Genomic DNA, 17003 nt, shown 5'->3' on the forward strand with positions numbered 1-17003 from the left:
TGGGGAGGCCCGACAGGTTTACGCCCGGCGTCCCGGGGCAGGCCCCGACTTTCCCCTGATACCAGAACGCGCCCGCTCGCCGGCCGCTACGCCTGCTGCGAACCGGTGACCCGATCGAGACCCCCCGGTGATGCTTACCCTGTGCAGATGAGGTTCCTGGTACTGATCTACGGCAACCCGGAGTCCCGTGCGGTCTGGGACTCGATGACGGACGAGCAGAAGAAGGAAGGCATGGCGGGGTACGCCGCTCTGCACGAAGCGCTCGCCGTCCAGAACGAGCTGATCGCGTCGGAATCGCTCGACGCCCCGGAGCTGACCAAACAGGTCCTGGTCCGCGACGGCAAGCCGATGACGACGGACGGTCCGTTCGCCGAGGTGAAGGAGCAGTTGGCCGGCTTCTACCTGCTGGACTGCGACTCGATGGACCGTGCGGTGGAGATCGTCGCGCAGATCCCCGAGGCGCCGTTCAGCGTCGTGGAAGTCCGTCCCGTACGTGACCTCAGCGCGTTCAGCTGATGCTCGAGGAGCTGCTCCGGGAGCAGGCGCCGCAGGTGCTCGGCGCGCTGGTCCGGCGGTACGGCGACTTCGACGCGTGCGAGGACGCCGTACAAGAGGCTCTGCTGGCCGCGTCGCTGCAGTGGCCTGGTGAGGGTGTTCCGGCGAACCCGCGCAGCTGGCTGATCACGGTCGCCTCGCGGCGGCGGATCGAAGTACTGCGGAACGAGGCGGCCCGGACCCGGCGGGAGGAGACCGTCGCGTCGTGGAGTCCCCCGGAGCCCGTGTCGTCGGAGGACGACTCGCTGACGCTGCTGATGCTGTGCTGCCATCCGGCGCTGACGCCGCAGTCCCAGGTGGCGCTGACGCTCCGCGCCGTCGGCGGATTGACGACCGGTGAGATCGCCCGCGCGTTTCTGGTGCCGGAGGCAACGATCGGGCAGCGGATCAGCCGGGCGAAGGCGAAGCTCCAGGGAGCACGGTTCGCGATGCCGCCGGCGGCCGAGCAGCCCGAGCGCCTGGCCGCCGTACTGCATGTGCTCTATCTCGTCTTCAACGAGGGCTACACGGCCTCGTCCGGTACGTCGCTGCACCGGGTCGAGCTGAGTGCGGAGGCGATCCGGTTGACGCGCCAGCTGCACGCTTCGCTGCCGGCCGAGGGCGAGGTGGCCGGGCTGCTCGCGTTGATGCTGCTGACCGACGCGCGCCGGCCCGCCCGGACGACCGCCGACGGCGCGCTGGTGCCGTTGCCCGAGCAGGACAGGTCGTTGTGGGACGCGACGGCGATTGCCGAGGGTACGTCGTTGATCGAGGCAACGTTGCGGTCCGCGCCGGTCGGGCCGTACCAGCTGCAGGCGGCGATCGCCGCGGTCCACGACTCGGCGGCCGACGCCGACGAGACCGACTGGCGCGAGATCCTGATGCTGTACGAACTCCTCGAGACGACCGCCCCGGGCCCGATGGTGACACTGAACCGGATCGTCGCGGTCGCGATGGTCCACGGCCCCGCCGCCGGACTGAAGCTACTCGACGACGTCGACCCGGCACTGCGCGACCATCACCGACTGGCCGCCGTCCGCGCACATCTCCTCGAGCTGTCCGGAGACGGCGCGGGGGCCCGGGACGCTTATCAGCTCGCGGCCCGGCTGACCCAGAGCACACCCGAGCAGCGGTACCTGCAGTCCCGCGCCGACGCGCTCTAGGCCGGGACGACTCCCGGTTTGCCGGCCTCCACGGCCCAGCGAGCAGTGGTCGACGACGGAGCATCGGGGACGGCGACGGACGCCACCGAACGCTCCTCGGTCAGCCAGCGGTCCCGGTCGACGTCCATCCGCAGCCAGCCGTGGGTACGGCCGTTGAAGTAACGCACCCAGGGGTTGAAGGCGGCGTTGGACTGCTCGGCGATCGGTACGAACGCGGCCGGGAAGTCCGAGGTGATCGATGTCGAGACGAACTCGCTGGCGACCACCGGCGCCGACGGGTCGTCCACCGTGAGCCGCAGGTCGTTGATCCAGGTCGAATGGATGTCACCGGCGATCACCACCGGGTTCGCGGCCTTGCTCGCGGCGATCGCAGCCAGCAACCGGCGGCGCTGCGGCGTGTACCCGTCCCACTGGTCCAGGTTGACCACCGACGCCGGTGGCGGGGTGACGAACCGGGTCGGCGCCATCATCACCTGCTGCCCGAGCACGTTCCACCGGCTGCGCGACGTCCGCAGACCCTCCAGCAGCCACTTCTCCTGCACCGGACCGGTCAGCGTGCCCGTCACGTTCGTGTCGCCGAGTACCTGCGACCCGAAGTCGGACGGCAGACCCCCGGTCGGCACACCGCCACCGGGCTGATCAGTGCGGTACTGCCGGGTGTCGAGCACGTTCAACCGCAGCAGCGTGCCGAAGTCGAAGCGGCGGTAGATCCGCAGGTCGGACCATCCGCTCCGGTTGGTCGCCCGTACGGGGGTGTGCTCGTACCAGGCCTGGTACGCCGCGGCGCGTTGGAGCTTGAACTGCTCGCGGGTCTGGTGCCACGGCGGGTCGTCCTGCTCGTCGACGAGACCCGCGTAGTTGTTCTCGGTCTCGTGGTCGTCCCACGTCGAGATGAACGGCAGTGCGGCATGAGCCGCCTGCAACGCCGGGTCGGACTTGTACAGCGCGTGCCGGTTCCGGTAGTCGGCGAGCGTGATCAGCTGATCGGCGCCCTGCGCGGTCCCGGACGACGGGTTGTGCTGCCGTACGGCGTCCTGCTGCGGGTCGTACTCGTAGATGTAGTCGCCGACGTGCAGCACCAGATCGAGATCGGACGCGGCGATGTCCCGGTACGCCCCGAAGTACCCGTTCTGCCAGTCCTGGCAGTTCGCGACGGCGAACCGCAATCGCGCGGCTGCATTTCCTGGAGCCGGCGCCGTCCGGGTGTGTCCGACGGGGCTGACGAATCTGCCGGTACGGAATCTGTAGAAGTAGTCACGGCCCGGCCGCAGCCCGGCGGCATCCACATGGACCGAGTGCGCCAGGTTCGGGCGGGCTGTCGCCGACCCGGCCCGGACGACGTGCCGGAAGCGCTCATCGGTTGCGACCTGCCAGCCGACCTGTACGGCGCGATCGCCCAGCAGATCGCCCAGCAGGCGGGTCCACAGGATCACGCGGTCCGGCAGCGGGTCGCCGCTGGCGATACCGAGGCCGAACGGGTCGCTGCGGATCGGGTTCGCGTGTGCCCGCCGTACGTCGACGACTCCACCCAGCGCGACTGCCGCACCCGCGGCACCCAGCAACGTCCGCCGCCCTACCACCTGTTCGCTCATCCCTACCCTCCCACGATGGCTGTCCGGTCACGAACCTTTGCCGCATCGTCGGGGTTGGTCAACAGCAGGTGGGCGTCGAGTAGCTGAACGCTAGGCAGCGAGTGGTCTGCCCCAGCTGAGTTCGGCCTGGATCGTCAGCTCGAGCAGGCCGTCATTCGCGTACGGCCGCACTGCTTCTTCGACGATCGTGTCGAAGTCTGCGGCCTCCTCGGGCGTCATCAGGTCGCGTGCCAGGCTCGACGTCGAGTGGAACTGTTCGACGTAGTCCGCGATCTTCTGGTGGTAGGTGACGGGCGCGGTCCGCGCCGTACCTGTTGGATCCAGCAGTCCGCGGTCCCGGATCGCGTCGACGACGTTGTAGTTCGTGTCGTGGTTCTTCTTGCGTGAGTGCTTCTTGATGGCCTGGACGACGCCGTCCCACCAGGGCATGTCCACCGGGCCGTGCTCGATCACGACGAGCTGGGCGTTCGGGGTCAGGTGCGGGACGATCCGCGCGAACGTCTCTTCCCACGGCATCCAGTGGATGCTGGCGCCGGCCGTCACCAGTGCGTACGGGCCGTCGAGGTCGGCGGCCTCGATCGGGTTGACCTGCCAGCTGAGGTTCGGGTGATCGCCGCCCGGGCGCTGTTTGCCCGCCGCGACCATCGGCTCGGAGAAGTCGATCGCGTCGACGTGCTCGACCCGCGGTGCGAGCGGTCGCGCGAGCGCCCCTTCCCCGGCGCCGATGTCGAGTACCCGCCGCGGCTCGTCGACGATCAGCTCCAGGAGCCGATCGAACACCTCGTCCGGGTACGGCGGCCGATGCTGATAGGCCTCCGCCACCGCCGGCTGCTGGAACGTCACCGCGAGCTCAGTCATGTCTCGGAGCGTAGACCGGGGCCTGCGGCGGCTCACCGAATTCTGCTGCCGGCCAACATGCTCCCGGTCGTAACCTGCGCGTTTCCTTCGGTCATTCAACGGAAACATCTGCTTCTTACCTTGAGGATCCACGTCAGCCGCGCGAGGGGGTGGGCCCTCATGTACGAGTACGTCGACCCGTTCATCGGGACCGGCGCCACCGACCTGCCCACGCCCAAGGGCCTGGCCGCGACCTGGTGGTGGCCCAAGCCGCAGGTCGGCAACACCCACCCGGGCGCCGTGCACCCATTCGGGATGGTGTCGGCCTGCCCGTACTCCGGGGCCTACCCGACCGGCTACGGGCTGTACGACTTCAACACCGAGGGTGTGCCCAACCTGTTGTACGACCGCCCGGTCGCGTCCGGCTTCACCCATTTCCAGCAGTCCGGTACCGGCGCGATCCGCAAGTACTACAACTACTTCCGGGTCACGCCGATGCTCGGCCCGCTCGACGACCTGGGCACCACGTGGGACCTGCTGGACGAGGTGGCCGAGCCCGGCTACTACGCGGCGACGCTGAGCTCTGGCGTGCGCTGTGAGATGACGGTCGGCCCCAAGTCGGCCGTCCACCGCTACACCTTCCCGGCGCATGACGCCGCCCGGATCGTCATCGACGCCTCGACCGGCGGCCTCGCCATCCCGCACAGCCAGACGGTGCCGCTGAAGGCGCATCTGGCGATGCTGGAACCCGGAGTGGCGCAGGGAGAGATCCACGTCGAGGGGGTGCCGCTGGCCGTACACCTGGAGGTCGACGCCCCGGGCTGGCGGCAGCTGCTGTGGTACGACCGGCGCCTGATGCCCGGCGGCACCCGCCTCGACTTCGACTACATCCGGCCGACCACACTGCGGCCGTTCGGGCTGATGTTCATGGGCCCCTCGCGCGCCGAGCAGACCGTCGAGGTGCGGCTCGGATTCTCCCTGCGCGGATGTGACACGGCCCGCGACAACCTGCACACGGACGTCGGCCGCGAGCAGATCACGTTCGCCGGGCGGCGCGACCGTACGGCGGCCACCTGGCGCGACCACCTCGGCAAGGTCACGATCGACGCCGAGTCCGGTGACCAGGCGACGGTTTTCGGCACCGCGCTGTACCACTCGCTGGTCAAGCCGTGCTTCGCCCCGGACGAGAGCCCGTCGTGGACGACCGACGGCCCGTACGCGTTCGACATCTGCACCATGTGGGACATCTACCGCACCCAGCTGCCGCTGATGACCACGCTGTTCCCGCAGCATTCGGTCGCGCTGGCCGGCGCGATGCTGTCGATCTGCGAGCAGGAGGGCAACCTGCCGATCGGCTACCGGATGGCCAAGGGCGCCGACCGGTTCTCCCGGCAGGGCAGCGCGCTCGCGCACACCTTCCTGGCCGACCTGTGCCAACTGGATCTGCCCGGTATCGACTGGGACTGGGCCATGGTCCACCTGGAGATGGACCTGCGCCGGACGTACGGCGAGGACTATCTGGTGCACGGTGTGGCGCATCCGATCAGCCACACCCTCGACCTGGCGTACGCGTACCACTGCACCGCGGCGATCGCCGGCAAGGTGCGCGACCGGCCGCTGGCCCAGCAGATGCGCGACCTCGCCCAACGCTGGCGGGCGGCGTACGACCCGAACACGGGCCTGCTGCGCGACTCGACGTTCTACGAGGGCGGCCGGTGGAACTACTCCTTCCGGCTGCTGCACGACATGCGCACCCGGATCGCGCTCGCCGGCGGCGACGAGGCGTTCGTCGGACTGCTCGACCGGTTCTTCGGGTACGACGCCGTACCGGTCACCCAGCCGGGAGTGGCACCGAGCGTGGCCGAGATGGACGCCGGATACGACCTGTGCCGGTTCGAGGGACTGAACAACGAGCCGGACTACGAGGCGCCGTGGTCCTACCACTACGCCGGACGGCCGGATCGGACGGCCGAGGTGGTGCATGCCGCGATCGCCAACCAGTTCGGCACCGGCCGGGGCGGGCTGCCCGGTAACGACGACTCCGGTGGGCTGTCCGCGTGGTACGTGTGGGCGACGCTCGGGCTGTTCCCGGTGGCTGGGCAGAACCTGTTCCTGGTGAGCGCGCCGGCCGTGGCGGAGTCCACGATCCGGCTGCCGGAGAGCGAACTGTCCATCACCACCAGGGGATTCGAGCCGGTCGAGGCCGGCGGACCGGTCTCCTACGTCCAATCCATCGCGGTGGACGGCAAGACCCTCGAACGTCCTTGGATCTCCGGCCGGGAACTGCGGCGCCTCCGCACCCTGCACATCGAGCTCGGCCCGCGGCCCTCCGGCTGGGGCACCCGAATCAGGCCGCCGTCCACATCCGATCCCATTGGAGGTGACGCATGAGCATCGCCGACTCCGCACCCACCCGCCGCCTGGTCCTTGTCGTCCGCGCCGACCCGGTGATCTGCGGGCATTCCGGTGAGGCACGCTGCCTGGCAGAGGTGGCGCTCACCCGTGGGTTCGACGACGTACGGATCGTGACGTGGCCGCTGGACGCGCTGGAGGCGGCCGGGCTGCCGATGAAACCGCTCGATCGCGTGCTGCCGTACAGCCCTGGCATCACCGTGGAGCGGCCCGATCCCGTCGGCGACTACCGGGTTCCGGACGGGCGCTACCTGTCGGGGCTGATCGGGCGGCTGGTCGAGCTGTTCAGCGACGGCGTGCCGACGGTGGCGATGTCGCTGTACCTGAGCCCGCACGCGATCGCCGTACAGGAGGCCGTCCAGGTGGCGCGCCAGCTCGGGCCCGCACGGATCACCACGGTGGCCGAGGCGGTGGGCTCGGACATCACCAACGTGGTGCGTGAGTGCGTGAACACCGGCCGGTTCGGGGCGGCCGCGCACATCCTGTCGGTCTACCTGGCGGCCGACCACTGCGTGGCGGTGTCGGAGTACACCAGGGACCTGATCGTGGCCTCGGCGGCGACCCTCGACGGCATGGCCGGTACGACGTTCGCGCAGCGGTGCCGGGAGCGGATCGCCATTTCCTACCCGGCCGTCGACTCCTGGCCGTACCTGTCGCTCACCGATGACAGGATCGTCGAAACTCTTGCCCGGCGCGGCCTTGCGCGAGATGGGTACGTGTTGTTCCTGTCCCGGATCGCGTCCGCGAAGGGCGTCGACGACCTGATCGACGCGTACGCCGGGTCGCGGTCGGCCTCGCAGGTCGAGTTGGTGCTCGCTGGGCGCGGGCCGCAGGAAGCCGAGGTGGTGGCACGGGTGGCGGCAGCGGGCCTGGGCGAACGGGTGCGCGTGCTGACCGATGTGGACGACGCGGAGAAGCCGGCGCTGATGGCCGGGAGTGCGGCGTTCGTGCTGCCGACCCGCGAACAGCCGGAGTTCGTGGAGACGTTCGGGATCGCGCTGGTCGAGAAGGCGCTCGCCGGCGGCGGGCCGATCATCACCTGCGCGACCGGCGGCGTACCCGAGGCGGTCGGTGACACGGCCCTGCTGGTGCCGCAGCGAGACCCGGCCACGCTGCGGACCGTGCTGGACGAGGTCGTGTGCGACTGGACCCACGAGCAGCGGGCGGACGCCGAGCGGCGCGCGCGGGCGCACGCACTGCAGTTCGACCGGGTTGCGGTGTTCGACCGCCTCTTCGCACTCACCGAACCGCCTGCCGTCCAACTCGCCTGACGGCTTACTCCCAGACGGTCGCGCGCTGCTCGAAGTACGCCGGATCGCTGTGAACCGGGATGACACAGAGCAGGTGACCACCCGGCGCCCGCAGCGTGTGGCAGCCTTGCCAACTGGCAACCTCGACCGCACCGATCCCGGTCAGACGCGCGACCTCCGCGGGTACGTCGTCGGTCTCGATGTCCAGGTGATACCGCGGCTCGTCGTCAACGGACTGAATCGCAGTCACGTACCCGGGAACAGCATCATGCAAGCTGACAAACTGCGGCTCCCCCTCCGGCGACGAAGTCCGCACCCCGAGCGCGGCGGACCAGAACGCCGTGGCGTCATCCACCTCGTCCCGCCGAACGTCGATCAGAAACGTGGACACTCGACTCCGATGCATGCCGACCAACTTAGTCATAGGTGGCTTGGGCCTGCCAGGTGGTTTGGTGGAGGGTGAGGAGCCAGGCTCGGGTGTCGGCGGTTTGGAACTGGAAGCGGGCCTGGCGGGACTCGGTGGTGGGGTCCCACCAGCGTTCCGTGGTGAGCCAGGGGCCGGCCCAGGCGGTGATCGGGTGGATCTTGTTGCTGTCGGCAAGTTGAAGGCCGGTGGGGGTGGCGGACAGTTCGCCGCGGGCGGTGACCGCGACCTGGGTGCCGTCGGCGGCGAACACCTTCGCGGGGATCGGCTCCGGGAAGACCGTGGTCGGTGCCAGGGCCGGCCAGCGCTTCGGGTCCGCGCCGGTGATCGCGCCCGGCCACGGCTGGTCCGGTGGGCGGGCCGGCACCGGCGGATCGCCCCACGGGACCAGCGTCTGCCGCTCCGCGAAGCCGCGACCGCCGCCGATCACCACCGACACCACCGCGCCGTGACCGAGCATGCTCTGCACCCGCGACAACGCCCGGTGGATCCGCTCGTCGGGGCCGCCGCCCCACAACCCGTCGACATGCGCGCCGACCGGATCCGCCTGGTCCGGGATCAGCCGGATCCGGACGACCGGTGACGTCAGCTCGCTGGTCGCCGTACCGCTCCCCTGCAGTTGCCAGCGCACCCGGTCCACCACGTCCGCCGCAGTGAACCAGCGCGGGTGCAGCCACTCCCGCTCGTGGATCCGCCCGGACTCGGTGCCGACCTCGACCCGCAGCGTCGTACACACCAGTCCGAGCTCGGTCAGCCGGGCGATCAGTTCGTCGGCGATCGCCCGGACCGCGAACGCGACCTGGTCGACCCGGTCCACCGGCGGCTCGAAGTCGAGCGTCCGGGTGAGCTCCGGCGGGATCTCCCGGCCGGTCACCGGGCGATCGTCGGACCCCCGGGCGAGCCGATGGGCGAAGGCGCCGTCCGGGCCGAACCGGGTCAGCACCTCGGTCCGGGGCAACTGCGCGAACGCCCCCAGCGACCGCAACCCCAGCCGCCGCAGCAGATCGGTGAGCGCCGGCTGCTCGAGGACGTCGACCGACAGCGGCGCGAGGAACTCCGGTGAACCGTCCGGCGGCACCACGTGCACCCGGGTCCGCGCGGAACTCACCCGGGCCGCCTGCTCCGCGGCGAACGGGCCGTCGGCGATCCCGATCCGGCTGCCGTGCACGTCGAACGTCTCGAGCCGGTCGAGCAGCTTCTCCGCGGCCGCCTCCTCAGTGCCGTAGAACCGCGCCGGGCCGCGTGCCTTCAACGCGCACATCCCCGGACGGATCACCTGCACCCCCGGCGTGATCGCCTCCAGGCACGAGAGCACCGGGTCGAACGCCCGCGCGTCGATCACCGGGTCGTACTTCAGCACGACCAGCTCCGGGCACCGCGACTGCGCGTCCCGGGCCCGCTGCCCGCGCCGTACCCCTTCGGCGCGGGCGGTGGCGGAGGTGGCGAGCACCTTTCCCTTCTCCAGGACGGCGATCGGCTCGTCCGGTGATCGCCCGGTCGCCACCGCGGCCGCCGCCACCGGCCAGTCCGGCACCCAGATCACCATCGTCCGGGTCAGCCCGCCCATCAGCCCACCGCCTCGATCTGCTCGGCCCACTCTCGCGACCGGCCTTCAGCGGTCCCGGTGGAGCGGATCGTGCCGTCGGTGGCAGGTAGCCAGAGCTCGTGGCGAGCCCTTACGGCGGCGCGCCGTCCGGTCACCGCGACGGTCGCGCGGCGGGCGGCGAGCAGTCCTTCGCCGTCGCCGAGACCGGTCCAGGTGTTGCTCTCGATCTCGAACCGGGCCTCGCTGCCGGGCCAGGACCCGTACGCGATCAGCATCGCGCCGCGGGTCCGGAGCCGCGCGGCGAGCCGGGACGCCTCACCCGGTGTCACCTCGCCGGGCGGGCGGACGACCACCACGGTCAGCGCGTCGACCAGCGCGGCGACGACGCTCAGCCACTCCGGCCCCGGGTCCGGAACGAGCACGAGACGCTCCAGGTCCACCCCGAGCCCGCGCGCCGCTTCGGCCCCGAACGACGGCACGCCGACCACGCCGCACCAGGCCCCTTCCGCGGACGGCCCGGCCATCAGCGCCATCACCAGCGCGGCACTCCCGCGCACCGAGTACACCGAACCGCCGCGCAGGCTTGCTCCCGCCAGCAACTCACCCACCGCCGGATGCGTCGGCAGCTCCCGATCCACCCCCGCCGTGTCCAAAGCCTGCTGCACCCGGGCCGCCGAGGGCACCCGGGTCGTCCTCGCCTCAGGCCCCGGATCGGCTTCGGCGGCGCCCTTCTGCGCCTTCGCCCTGGCGAGGAGCAGGCGAGCGTGATCGAGCGCCGTGACCCGACCTCCCACTGCCTCGCTCCCCGTCATGACTCCATGTTCGAACACCTGTTCGAACAAGTCAATCCGGTCGTCCACAGGCCCGGGGCTGGCTAGAGTCCGGGGCATGCGACGCGTCGATCACCCTCGGTTCACCAGCGCGTTGCGGCAGGTCGAGGACAGTATCGACGCCGCCTGGGACAGTTTCTGCACAGAGTCCGGAGGTACGGCGGAAGCGCGCGAGCTGGCCGAGGTCGTGCTGCAGGACACCTCCGAGTTCGACTGGCGGGTCGTGGACGGCGCGCTGAACCAGCTGATCTGCCCGGACTGCGGTGCCACGCTCGGCGCCGGCGACTCCGGGTGCCCGAGCTGCGACAAGGCGAACGGCTTCCGGTTCGCGGCACAGGAGACCGACCGCCCCGGCGTACCTCCCGGCAACGAGCACGCGATCCGCGTGTCCTCGGCAGTCGCCCGCACCCGCCACCGCTACTCCCCCCGCGCCCGCGCGGGCTACGAGCTCTTCCTTCCAGACCTGCTCGAGGGCGCCTTGCCCACCACAGCGCAGGCCCAACGCGCCAAACACCTCATCAACCAGCTCACGGACGACGAACTGGAGCGCCTCATCACCCCGGCAGACATAGGGTGAGTGTCATGCCAAGGACTATTGCCACCAACACCAAGGTCGAGCTGGACGGGTTGCTGGAGTTTGTGCGGCCGCGTCATCACATGCTGCTGATGACCACCCGGGCCGACGGGACAGTACAGGCGTCGCCGGTGTCGGGTGGGGTGGACACCGAGGGGCGGATTGTCATCTCGTCGTACCCGGAGCGGGCGAAGAGCACGAACGTCAAGCGGGCCGGCAAGGCCAGCGTGGTCGTGCTGTCGGACGAGTGGAACGGCGCATGGGTGCAGGTAGACGGCAGCGGTGAAGTGATCGAGCTACCGGACGCAGTGGACGCGCTGGTCGACTACTACCGCTCCATCTCCGGTGAGCACCCGGACTGGGACGAGTACCGCGAGGCGATGGTGAAGCAGGGCAAGTGCCTCATCCGCATCACCCCGGAGCGCTGGAGCCCGATCGCCACCGGCGGCTTCCCGGCCCACCTAGCTGACTGATGCGGACGGCACTGGTCGTCCACGCGCATCCGGACGACGAGGTCTTCGCCACAGGCGCCGCCACGTCTGTGCTGAGCGAGCAGGGCTGGCACGTCGTACTGCGAGTCGCTACCGCCGGCATGCACGGAGCCCTCGATCACCTCAGCGCCTCCTGCTCGCTGCTCGGAATCAAGGAATGGGACTGGCTGGGAGCCGTGGACCAGTGGATCGACGACGGCGGTCGCAGTGGACCACGCTCGTTGGCCACAGCGTCGCCGGACGACCTGGCGGAAGCGATCGAGGTCGCGGCTGCTGTGGTCGAGCCGGAGCTCATCCTCACCGTCGGCAGTGACGGACTGACTGGTCACCCGGACCACATCGCCATCTCACAAGGGGTCCAGCGGGCACGCGTCAACTGCCGTGTCCTGGGTGCACGTGTCAGAGCGCAGGACGTGCGTGCGGGCCAGCAGCTGATCCAGCAGCTCGCCCCAGGTGAGCAGGTCGGGTCGGGCCACGTCAAAGGGTGCGATACGCCGCTGGAAGTGATCGGCGGAGCATCCGAGCAGCGACGGCGGCAGGCACTGGACGAGTACTACGACGGCCTGGGCAGTAAGCCGCTCGACGAACTCCTGGGAGTGCACCGGTCGAGCAGTGACGGTCTGCTGCTGCGTGCGGTGTTCGACGCGACGGGCTGGCAGCAGGACCGGTTCGAAGAACTTACTGCTTGGAGCGGCGCTCCATCGTCTCGGTGATGCGCTGCATGGCGCCCTCCAGGTGCTCGCGCAGCGCTGCCTCCGCGCCCTCCTCGTCGTGCGCCAGGCACGCGTCGAGAATCGCCTGGTGCTCGCGCCGGGTCTGCTCGATCCGGGCCTTGGTCTGCCGCGAACCGAACCGGTAGCGCTCGCTGTTCTGCCAGACGGGCTCGATCGCCCGCGGCAGCCACCGCGAGCCGCCGGAGCGGTAGATCGCGAAGTGGAACTCGGTGTGCGCCTGCCGGGACGCGATGTTGTCGCCCAGCTTCGACAGCCGGACATGCTCGGCCAGTGCGGTCCGGGCGGCCGCCGCGTCCGAGTCCGAGAACCGTGTCGCGGCCGCACGAACGGCCAGCGACTCCAGGGCCAGCCGGGTCTCGTGGGTGTCGCGCAGGTCCTCCATCGACAGCTCCCGCACCCAGGCGCCCTTGTGCGGGACGATCTCGACCAGTCCGAGCGCCGCCATCCGCCGGAGCCCCTCCCGGATCGGCATCTGGCTCATGTCCAGTCGCTTGGCGAGCTCCTCCAGCCGGAGCGCCGTACCGCTGGGAAGTTCGCCGGACAGGATGAGCTCGTGCAGCTCGGCGGCAGCTTCCTCGGCGAGCGTACGACGCCCTGTCGGTCCCCCAGGCGTGAGCTCGAGTCGTCGGATCATCAGTAGCGGGCTGCCTCTCTCCTCTAGATGCCCTCTTCGGCTCTGGAGGTACCGTAGCCGCCGACCGGGTATCTGGCGGCCTTCGACCACAGATTGCCCAGTAAATACAAGTGGTCTAGGCCACCGGCCGTTCGCTCAGAGAGCCGTCAGGTCCAGCAGAACGCGGCCCGCCGGCCGGTCCAGCACCTCGCCGATCCGGTCCGCCGGTACGACGTCGTAGTCAGCTCGCCAGGTCATCGAGGCGATATCGGCCAGCGCCTGACCGACCGCATCCGGTGCCAGCGTGGTCCGCTGCAGGTTCACCGGCAGCACCCGCAGGTCCCGGCCGATCAACTGGTGCAGATCGATCGTGGTGAACTCACCGGCCTTGTAGCCCAGTACGGCGATCCGTCCGCCCGGAGAGATGTGTCCGAGCACCCCACCGGCCACCGGACCACCCATGGTGTCGATGACCGCGTCGCACCACGGCAGCTCCCGACCCACCTGTCCCAGACCGTCCACGCGGACGACCTGATCCACCAGCCCGGCCGCACCGTCGGCGCGGTCGTCCAGCGACACCAGACCGATCACCCGGGACGCACCGGCCGACCGTGCGATCGCAGCACACAGGTGCCCGACCAGACCGGTGACGCCGGTGACCACGACCGTCTCGCCCTCCTGTACGTCGGCCACTCGTCGCACGGCGGTGTGCGCCGTCAACGCCGGTGTCATCAGCGCGAGCGCCGTAGCCGGCTCCAGCGACGACGGCAGCCGATGTACGGCGGCATTCGGGACGACGGCGTACCGGCCCCAGACTCCGTCCCGGGTCACGCCAAGGCCCTCGCCACGGACCACCACCGGCGTACCCGCCTCGGCGACGTCCGAACTCACCACGACGCCGGCGCCTTCGGTGCCAGGCACGAACGGCCCGGCCGGCTGCTTTCCGGCCAGGGTCGACCGGTCCAGCGGAGTCACCGCGGCCAGCCGCATCTCCACCAACGTCTCACCGGGACCGGCGGTCAGCTCGACCTCTTCGGCCTTCAGTTGCTCCCCTGGTCCATGACTGCGCAGGACAGTCCCCCGTGTACTCACGCCTCTACCCCGTTCCCCACGATTTGATATCTGATCACAACCTCGATCAGACCGAAAACACGTCTCACCACTCGGCGACCTCCTTCGCCAGCGGCCGGGTCAGCACCTCGGCAGCAGCGGACCGTGCGGCGGACACCTCGTCGCTGCCCATCGGGAACGGCCAGTCACTCCCGGCCAGTACCCGCTCGGGCCCGAACGTCTTGGTCAGCAACTCCAGTACGGCGTCGTCGTGGACCAGATCGTCGACGTAGAAGCGACGCAGGGCCTCGGCCACCGGCAGGGACACCGGCTCGATCCCGGGGCGTTCCTGGTCGATCCCGCGCTGCCACCGTCCGGCGACGGCCGCCGTCACACCACCCCCATGGCACAAACAGAACCGGATTCCCGGGAACCGCCCCGGCACGTCCGCGAAGACGAGCGAAGCCGCCGCCAGTCCGGTCTCGTACGGATTCCCCAACAGGTTCGACAGGTAAAACGAATCAAGCCGCTTGTCGTCACTGTGTCCCGGGTGAATCAGCGTGAACGCCTCCAGAGCGTCCAGCACCCGCCACACCGGATCCAGACCGGCGTAGCTCGGCGTACCGAAGGCAAAACCGCTGAAGACACCCTCACTGGCCAGTGCGGCGGCTACGGAGGGTGCGGCCGGGTCGAGCAGCGGCAGGTGCGCCAGTACGCGCAGCTGCGGTGTGGCGAGCTCCCGGAGTCCCTGGTTCACCAGCTCCGTCCACTCGAGGCTGGCGTCGTACCGGAAGAGGGCCGGCGGCACTGACACCACGGCACCGTCCAGGTCCTGTGACGAGACCCAGTGCAGCAGTGCGGCCGGGTCGGCGAGCCGCCGCAGCGGCAGCCGCTCCCCGTCGACGACCAGCGAACCGTTGTCGACGGACAACCCGAACTCACCCCGGTGCGCCGCCGCCAGTACGGTCGGCGGGATCAGGTGCGTGTGGACGTCCCAGCCGGCCATGTCAGCGGGCGTCCTCGTCGTTGTCGTAGAAGTCCGGACGCTCCGGGTAGTGCGGACCGTCGTACACCTCCAGCAGGACAGAGGTCTCCTCTGCCCGCGTGGGCCCGTGGACGGCGCCCTTCGGATTCCAGTAGAAGCTGCCCTTGGTCAGCGTCGTCCCGGTCGGCAGGTACACGTACCGGCCGGACAGGCAGAACATGAACTGGTTCGAGGCGTGCTTGTGCTCCGACGGGATGCCGGCGCCCTTCTCGAACCGCACCAGGGCGATCGACGCCTCGGTCACCGGGTCCCGCCACAGCATCTTGTGGGACAGGCCGTCCAGTGACTTCTCCACCCACTCCAGGTCGTCCGTCTGCAGCAGGATCTCCCGCAGCGGCTCGTCGAAACTCATGGCACCTCCCGACCGGTGACCCGCGTGTACAGCTCCTCGGCCACACCAGTACCCATCGGAGCCACCGCAGCGATATGGCCGTCCGGCCGGATCAGTACGACGCTGTCCGCCGGTACGCCGTACCTCTTGGTGGCGACACTGCCCGGATCGAACAGGGCCCTGTCCCGCAGACCGGAGTCGTGCGGCGCGTCCCACCGGGACACCGCGTAGTGCCGCAACGCCGGCGACTCGTTCACCGGGATCTCCGGCCGGCGCCGTACGTCGGTGAAGTACAGCGCCACGAACGCGTCACGGCACAGGTCGTGGATCGTCGTACGACCTGTCGGGCTCTGCAGTACGAGGTCCGGCGCCCGGTCACCCGCTCGGACGGCAGGCGGCGCGGCGGACGTCGCCACCATCGACCAGTCGCCCACACCGTCGACGTCCAGCCGCACACTCAGCAGCGTCCGGTTGTACGCCGTGGCCCACGCGCCGGTGTCCTCGGTGACAGCACCGCGCTGGAAGGACATGTACTTGCGGGCCGCCTCCGCCATCTCGCCCGAGCCCTCGATCGCTACCGGCCGCTGCTCCTGCTCGTAGCCGTCCAGCAGCCCCTCAGAGGCCCAGCCACGCAGCACCCAGGCCAGCCGCCACGGGAGGTTGGACGCGTCCAGCGCACCCGTGTTCAGACCGAGCGCCCACATCGGCGTGATGAGGTGCGCCGCGTCGCCCATCAGGAAGACCTTGCGATCGGCACTCCACTGCTCGGCCACACGGTGGTGCACGTTGTAGACGACCGAACCCATCAGCTCGATCCGGTCCACCTCGCCGATGAACTGCTTCACCTTCACCAGGAGGTCCTCGTCACCCGGTGCGTCGGCGCCGGGCGCCAGCGGGAACAGGAACCGCCAGTTGTCCGGCTGCCGGATCAGCACCATCCACTCGGACTTGTCCGCGAAGTAGGCGAGGTACGGGTAGTCCCTGACGTTGTCGACGTCCAGGTCCACCACGACATCGATCAGCATGTACCGCTCGGGCAGGGTCTCCCCCACCACCTTCACACCGAGCGCGTCGCGGATCCGCGAACGCCCGCCGTCACAGGCCAGCAGGTACGAGGCTTCCAGCTCCTGCGGACCGTCAGGGGTCTCCAGTTGCAGTACGACGCGATCGTCGCGGACCTCGAACGACGTCATCCGGTGCTGCGTACGCACCGGCTCCGGAAGAGCAGCCGCCAGCAGCGGCTCCATCTTCTGCTGCGGCAGGTTGATGACGAACGGGAACTGGGTGTCGTTGACCAGCTCGGCCAGCTGCACCGAAGCCCGCGGAGTGTTGGTGGCCCGGTCGATGTCGCCGATCTCGTCGATCCGCAGCGCGGCGCCGAGGATGCCGTCCACCGCGCCATACCGGTTCCAGATCTCCAGCGTCCGGCTGAGCGTCGTACCGGCCTTCGTGTCGGACGACAGGACCGCGTCCTCCTCCAGCAGCACGTACGGGATGCCGTAGTGCGCGAGACCGAGCGCGGTGGTCAGACCGATCGGTCCGGCACCCACCACGGCAACAGGCAGCTGTTCAGTCAC

General features: G+C 69.8%; 17 protein-coding genes. 7 read left to right on the forward strand and 10 right to left on the reverse strand.

Annotation, left to right across the window (positions count from 1 at the left end; genetic code table 11):
• Nucleotides 1-147 precede the first annotated feature (147 nt).
• Nucleotides 148-516: a YciI family protein gene (locus tag E0H92_RS15030; RefSeq protein ID WP_131293399.1), complete on the forward strand. Its 369-nt coding sequence runs from the start codon at nt 148-150 to the stop codon at nt 514-516.
• Nucleotides 516-1697, forward strand: coding sequence for an RNA polymerase sigma factor (locus E0H92_RS15035; protein ID WP_131496673.1), 1182 nt, complete (start codon nt 516-518; stop codon nt 1695-1697). The genes E0H92_RS15030 and E0H92_RS15035 overlap by 1 nt, the downstream gene beginning before the upstream one ends.
• On the opposite strand, the gene E0H92_RS15040 is transcribed toward E0H92_RS15035, so the two are convergent.
• Together E0H92_RS15040 and E0H92_RS15045 are read right to left on the reverse strand one after the other, a co-directional pair.
• A complete protein-coding gene (locus E0H92_RS15040) occupies nt 1694-3289 on the reverse strand; it encodes an alkaline phosphatase D family protein (RefSeq protein WP_131496674.1) in 1596 nt (531 codons plus the stop codon). The two genes, E0H92_RS15035 and E0H92_RS15040, sit on opposite strands and share 4 nt — an antisense overlap.
• A 90-nt stretch (nt 3290-3379) precedes the next feature.
• Complete coding sequence (locus E0H92_RS15045) at nt 3380-4147, reverse strand: class I SAM-dependent methyltransferase (RefSeq protein WP_165549797.1); 768 nt, start codon at nt 4145-4147, stop codon at nt 3380-3382.
• Between the two features lie 159 nt (nt 4148-4306).
• Here E0H92_RS15045 and E0H92_RS15050 point away from each other — a divergent pair, with 159 nt between their 5' ends.
• Both E0H92_RS15050 and E0H92_RS15055 read left to right on the forward strand, forming a co-directional pair.
• Nucleotides 4307-6517 (forward strand): glycoside hydrolase domain-containing protein, encoded by a 2211-nt coding sequence (locus E0H92_RS15050; RefSeq protein ID WP_131496676.1) that lies wholly within the window; start codon nt 4307-4309, stop codon nt 6515-6517.
• Entirely contained in the window at nt 6514-7809 is a 1296-nt protein-coding gene (locus E0H92_RS15055) for a glycosyltransferase (protein WP_131496677.1), read from the forward strand. The genes E0H92_RS15050 and E0H92_RS15055 overlap by 4 nt, the downstream gene beginning before the upstream one ends.
• A 4-nt stretch (nt 7810-7813) precedes the next feature.
• Here E0H92_RS15055 and E0H92_RS15060 read toward each other — a convergent pair whose 3' ends face one another.
• From E0H92_RS15060 to E0H92_RS15070, 3 genes are read right to left on the reverse strand one after another with little or no spacing between them, the layout of a single operon-like run.
• Entirely contained in the window at nt 7814-8194 is a 381-nt protein-coding gene (locus tag E0H92_RS15060) for a VOC family protein (RefSeq protein WP_131496678.1), read from the reverse strand.
• Between the two features lie 10 nt (nt 8195-8204).
• Nucleotides 8205-9779 (reverse strand): DNA polymerase Y family protein, encoded by a 1575-nt coding sequence (locus tag E0H92_RS45490; protein ID WP_131496679.1) that lies wholly within the window; start codon nt 9777-9779, stop codon nt 8205-8207.
• On the reverse strand, nt 9779-10570 hold the full coding sequence (locus tag E0H92_RS15070; protein ID WP_238152702.1) for a hypothetical protein: 792 nt from the start codon (nt 10568-10570) through the stop codon (nt 9779-9781). The genes E0H92_RS45490 and E0H92_RS15070 overlap by 1 nt, the downstream gene beginning before the upstream one ends.
• 76 nt (nt 10571-10646) lie before the next feature.
• Here E0H92_RS15070 and E0H92_RS15075 point away from each other — a divergent pair, with 76 nt between their 5' ends.
• Genes E0H92_RS15075 through E0H92_RS15085 form a run of 3 tightly spaced genes read left to right on the forward strand, consistent with a single transcriptional unit; the run spans nt 10647 to nt 12366 of the window.
• Nucleotides 10647-11165 (forward strand): hypothetical protein, encoded by a 519-nt coding sequence (locus E0H92_RS15075; RefSeq protein ID WP_131462124.1) that lies wholly within the window; start codon nt 10647-10649, stop codon nt 11163-11165.
• Between the two features lie 5 nt (nt 11166-11170).
• Nucleotides 11171-11635, forward strand: a complete 465-nt coding sequence (locus E0H92_RS15080; RefSeq protein ID WP_131462125.1) for a PPOX class F420-dependent oxidoreductase — start codon at nt 11171-11173, stop codon at nt 11633-11635.
• Entirely contained in the window at nt 11635-12366 is a 732-nt protein-coding gene (locus tag E0H92_RS15085) for a PIG-L family deacetylase (RefSeq protein ID WP_131462126.1), read from the forward strand. Before E0H92_RS15080 ends, E0H92_RS15085 begins: the two co-directional genes overlap by 1 nt.
• Here the strand turns inward: E0H92_RS15085 and E0H92_RS15090 are convergent.
• The 5 genes from E0H92_RS15090 to E0H92_RS15110 all read right to left on the reverse strand — a co-directional run bounded on the left by E0H92_RS15090 (nt 12332) and on the right by E0H92_RS15110 (nt 17003).
• Nucleotides 12332-13021, reverse strand: coding sequence for a GntR family transcriptional regulator (locus tag E0H92_RS15090; RefSeq protein WP_130379386.1), 690 nt, complete (start codon nt 13019-13021; stop codon nt 12332-12334). The genes E0H92_RS15085 and E0H92_RS15090 overlap by 35 nt on opposite strands.
• 135 nt (nt 13022-13156) lie before the next feature.
• Nucleotides 13157-14092, reverse strand: a complete 936-nt coding sequence (locus E0H92_RS15095) for a quinone oxidoreductase family protein (protein WP_131462127.1) — start codon at nt 14090-14092, stop codon at nt 13157-13159.
• Nucleotides 14093-14156: 64 nt separating this feature from the next.
• A complete protein-coding gene (locus E0H92_RS15100) occupies nt 14157-15056 on the reverse strand; it encodes an amidohydrolase family protein (protein WP_131496680.1) in 900 nt (299 codons plus the stop codon).
• A 1-nt stretch (nt 15057) separates the two neighbouring features.
• Nucleotides 15058-15447 (reverse strand): cupin domain-containing protein, encoded by a 390-nt coding sequence (locus tag E0H92_RS15105; protein WP_131462129.1) that lies wholly within the window; start codon nt 15445-15447, stop codon nt 15058-15060.
• A complete protein-coding gene (locus E0H92_RS15110) occupies nt 15444-17003 on the reverse strand; it encodes an FAD-dependent monooxygenase (protein ID WP_131496681.1) in 1560 nt (519 codons plus the stop codon). The genes E0H92_RS15105 and E0H92_RS15110 overlap by 4 nt, the downstream gene beginning before the upstream one ends.

Origin of the sequence: Kribbella speibonae, from assembly GCF_004331375.1 — a bacterium.
In the GTDB taxonomy this organism is placed as follows: domain Bacteria; phylum Actinomycetota; class Actinomycetes; order Propionibacteriales; family Kribbellaceae; genus Kribbella; species Kribbella sindirgiensis.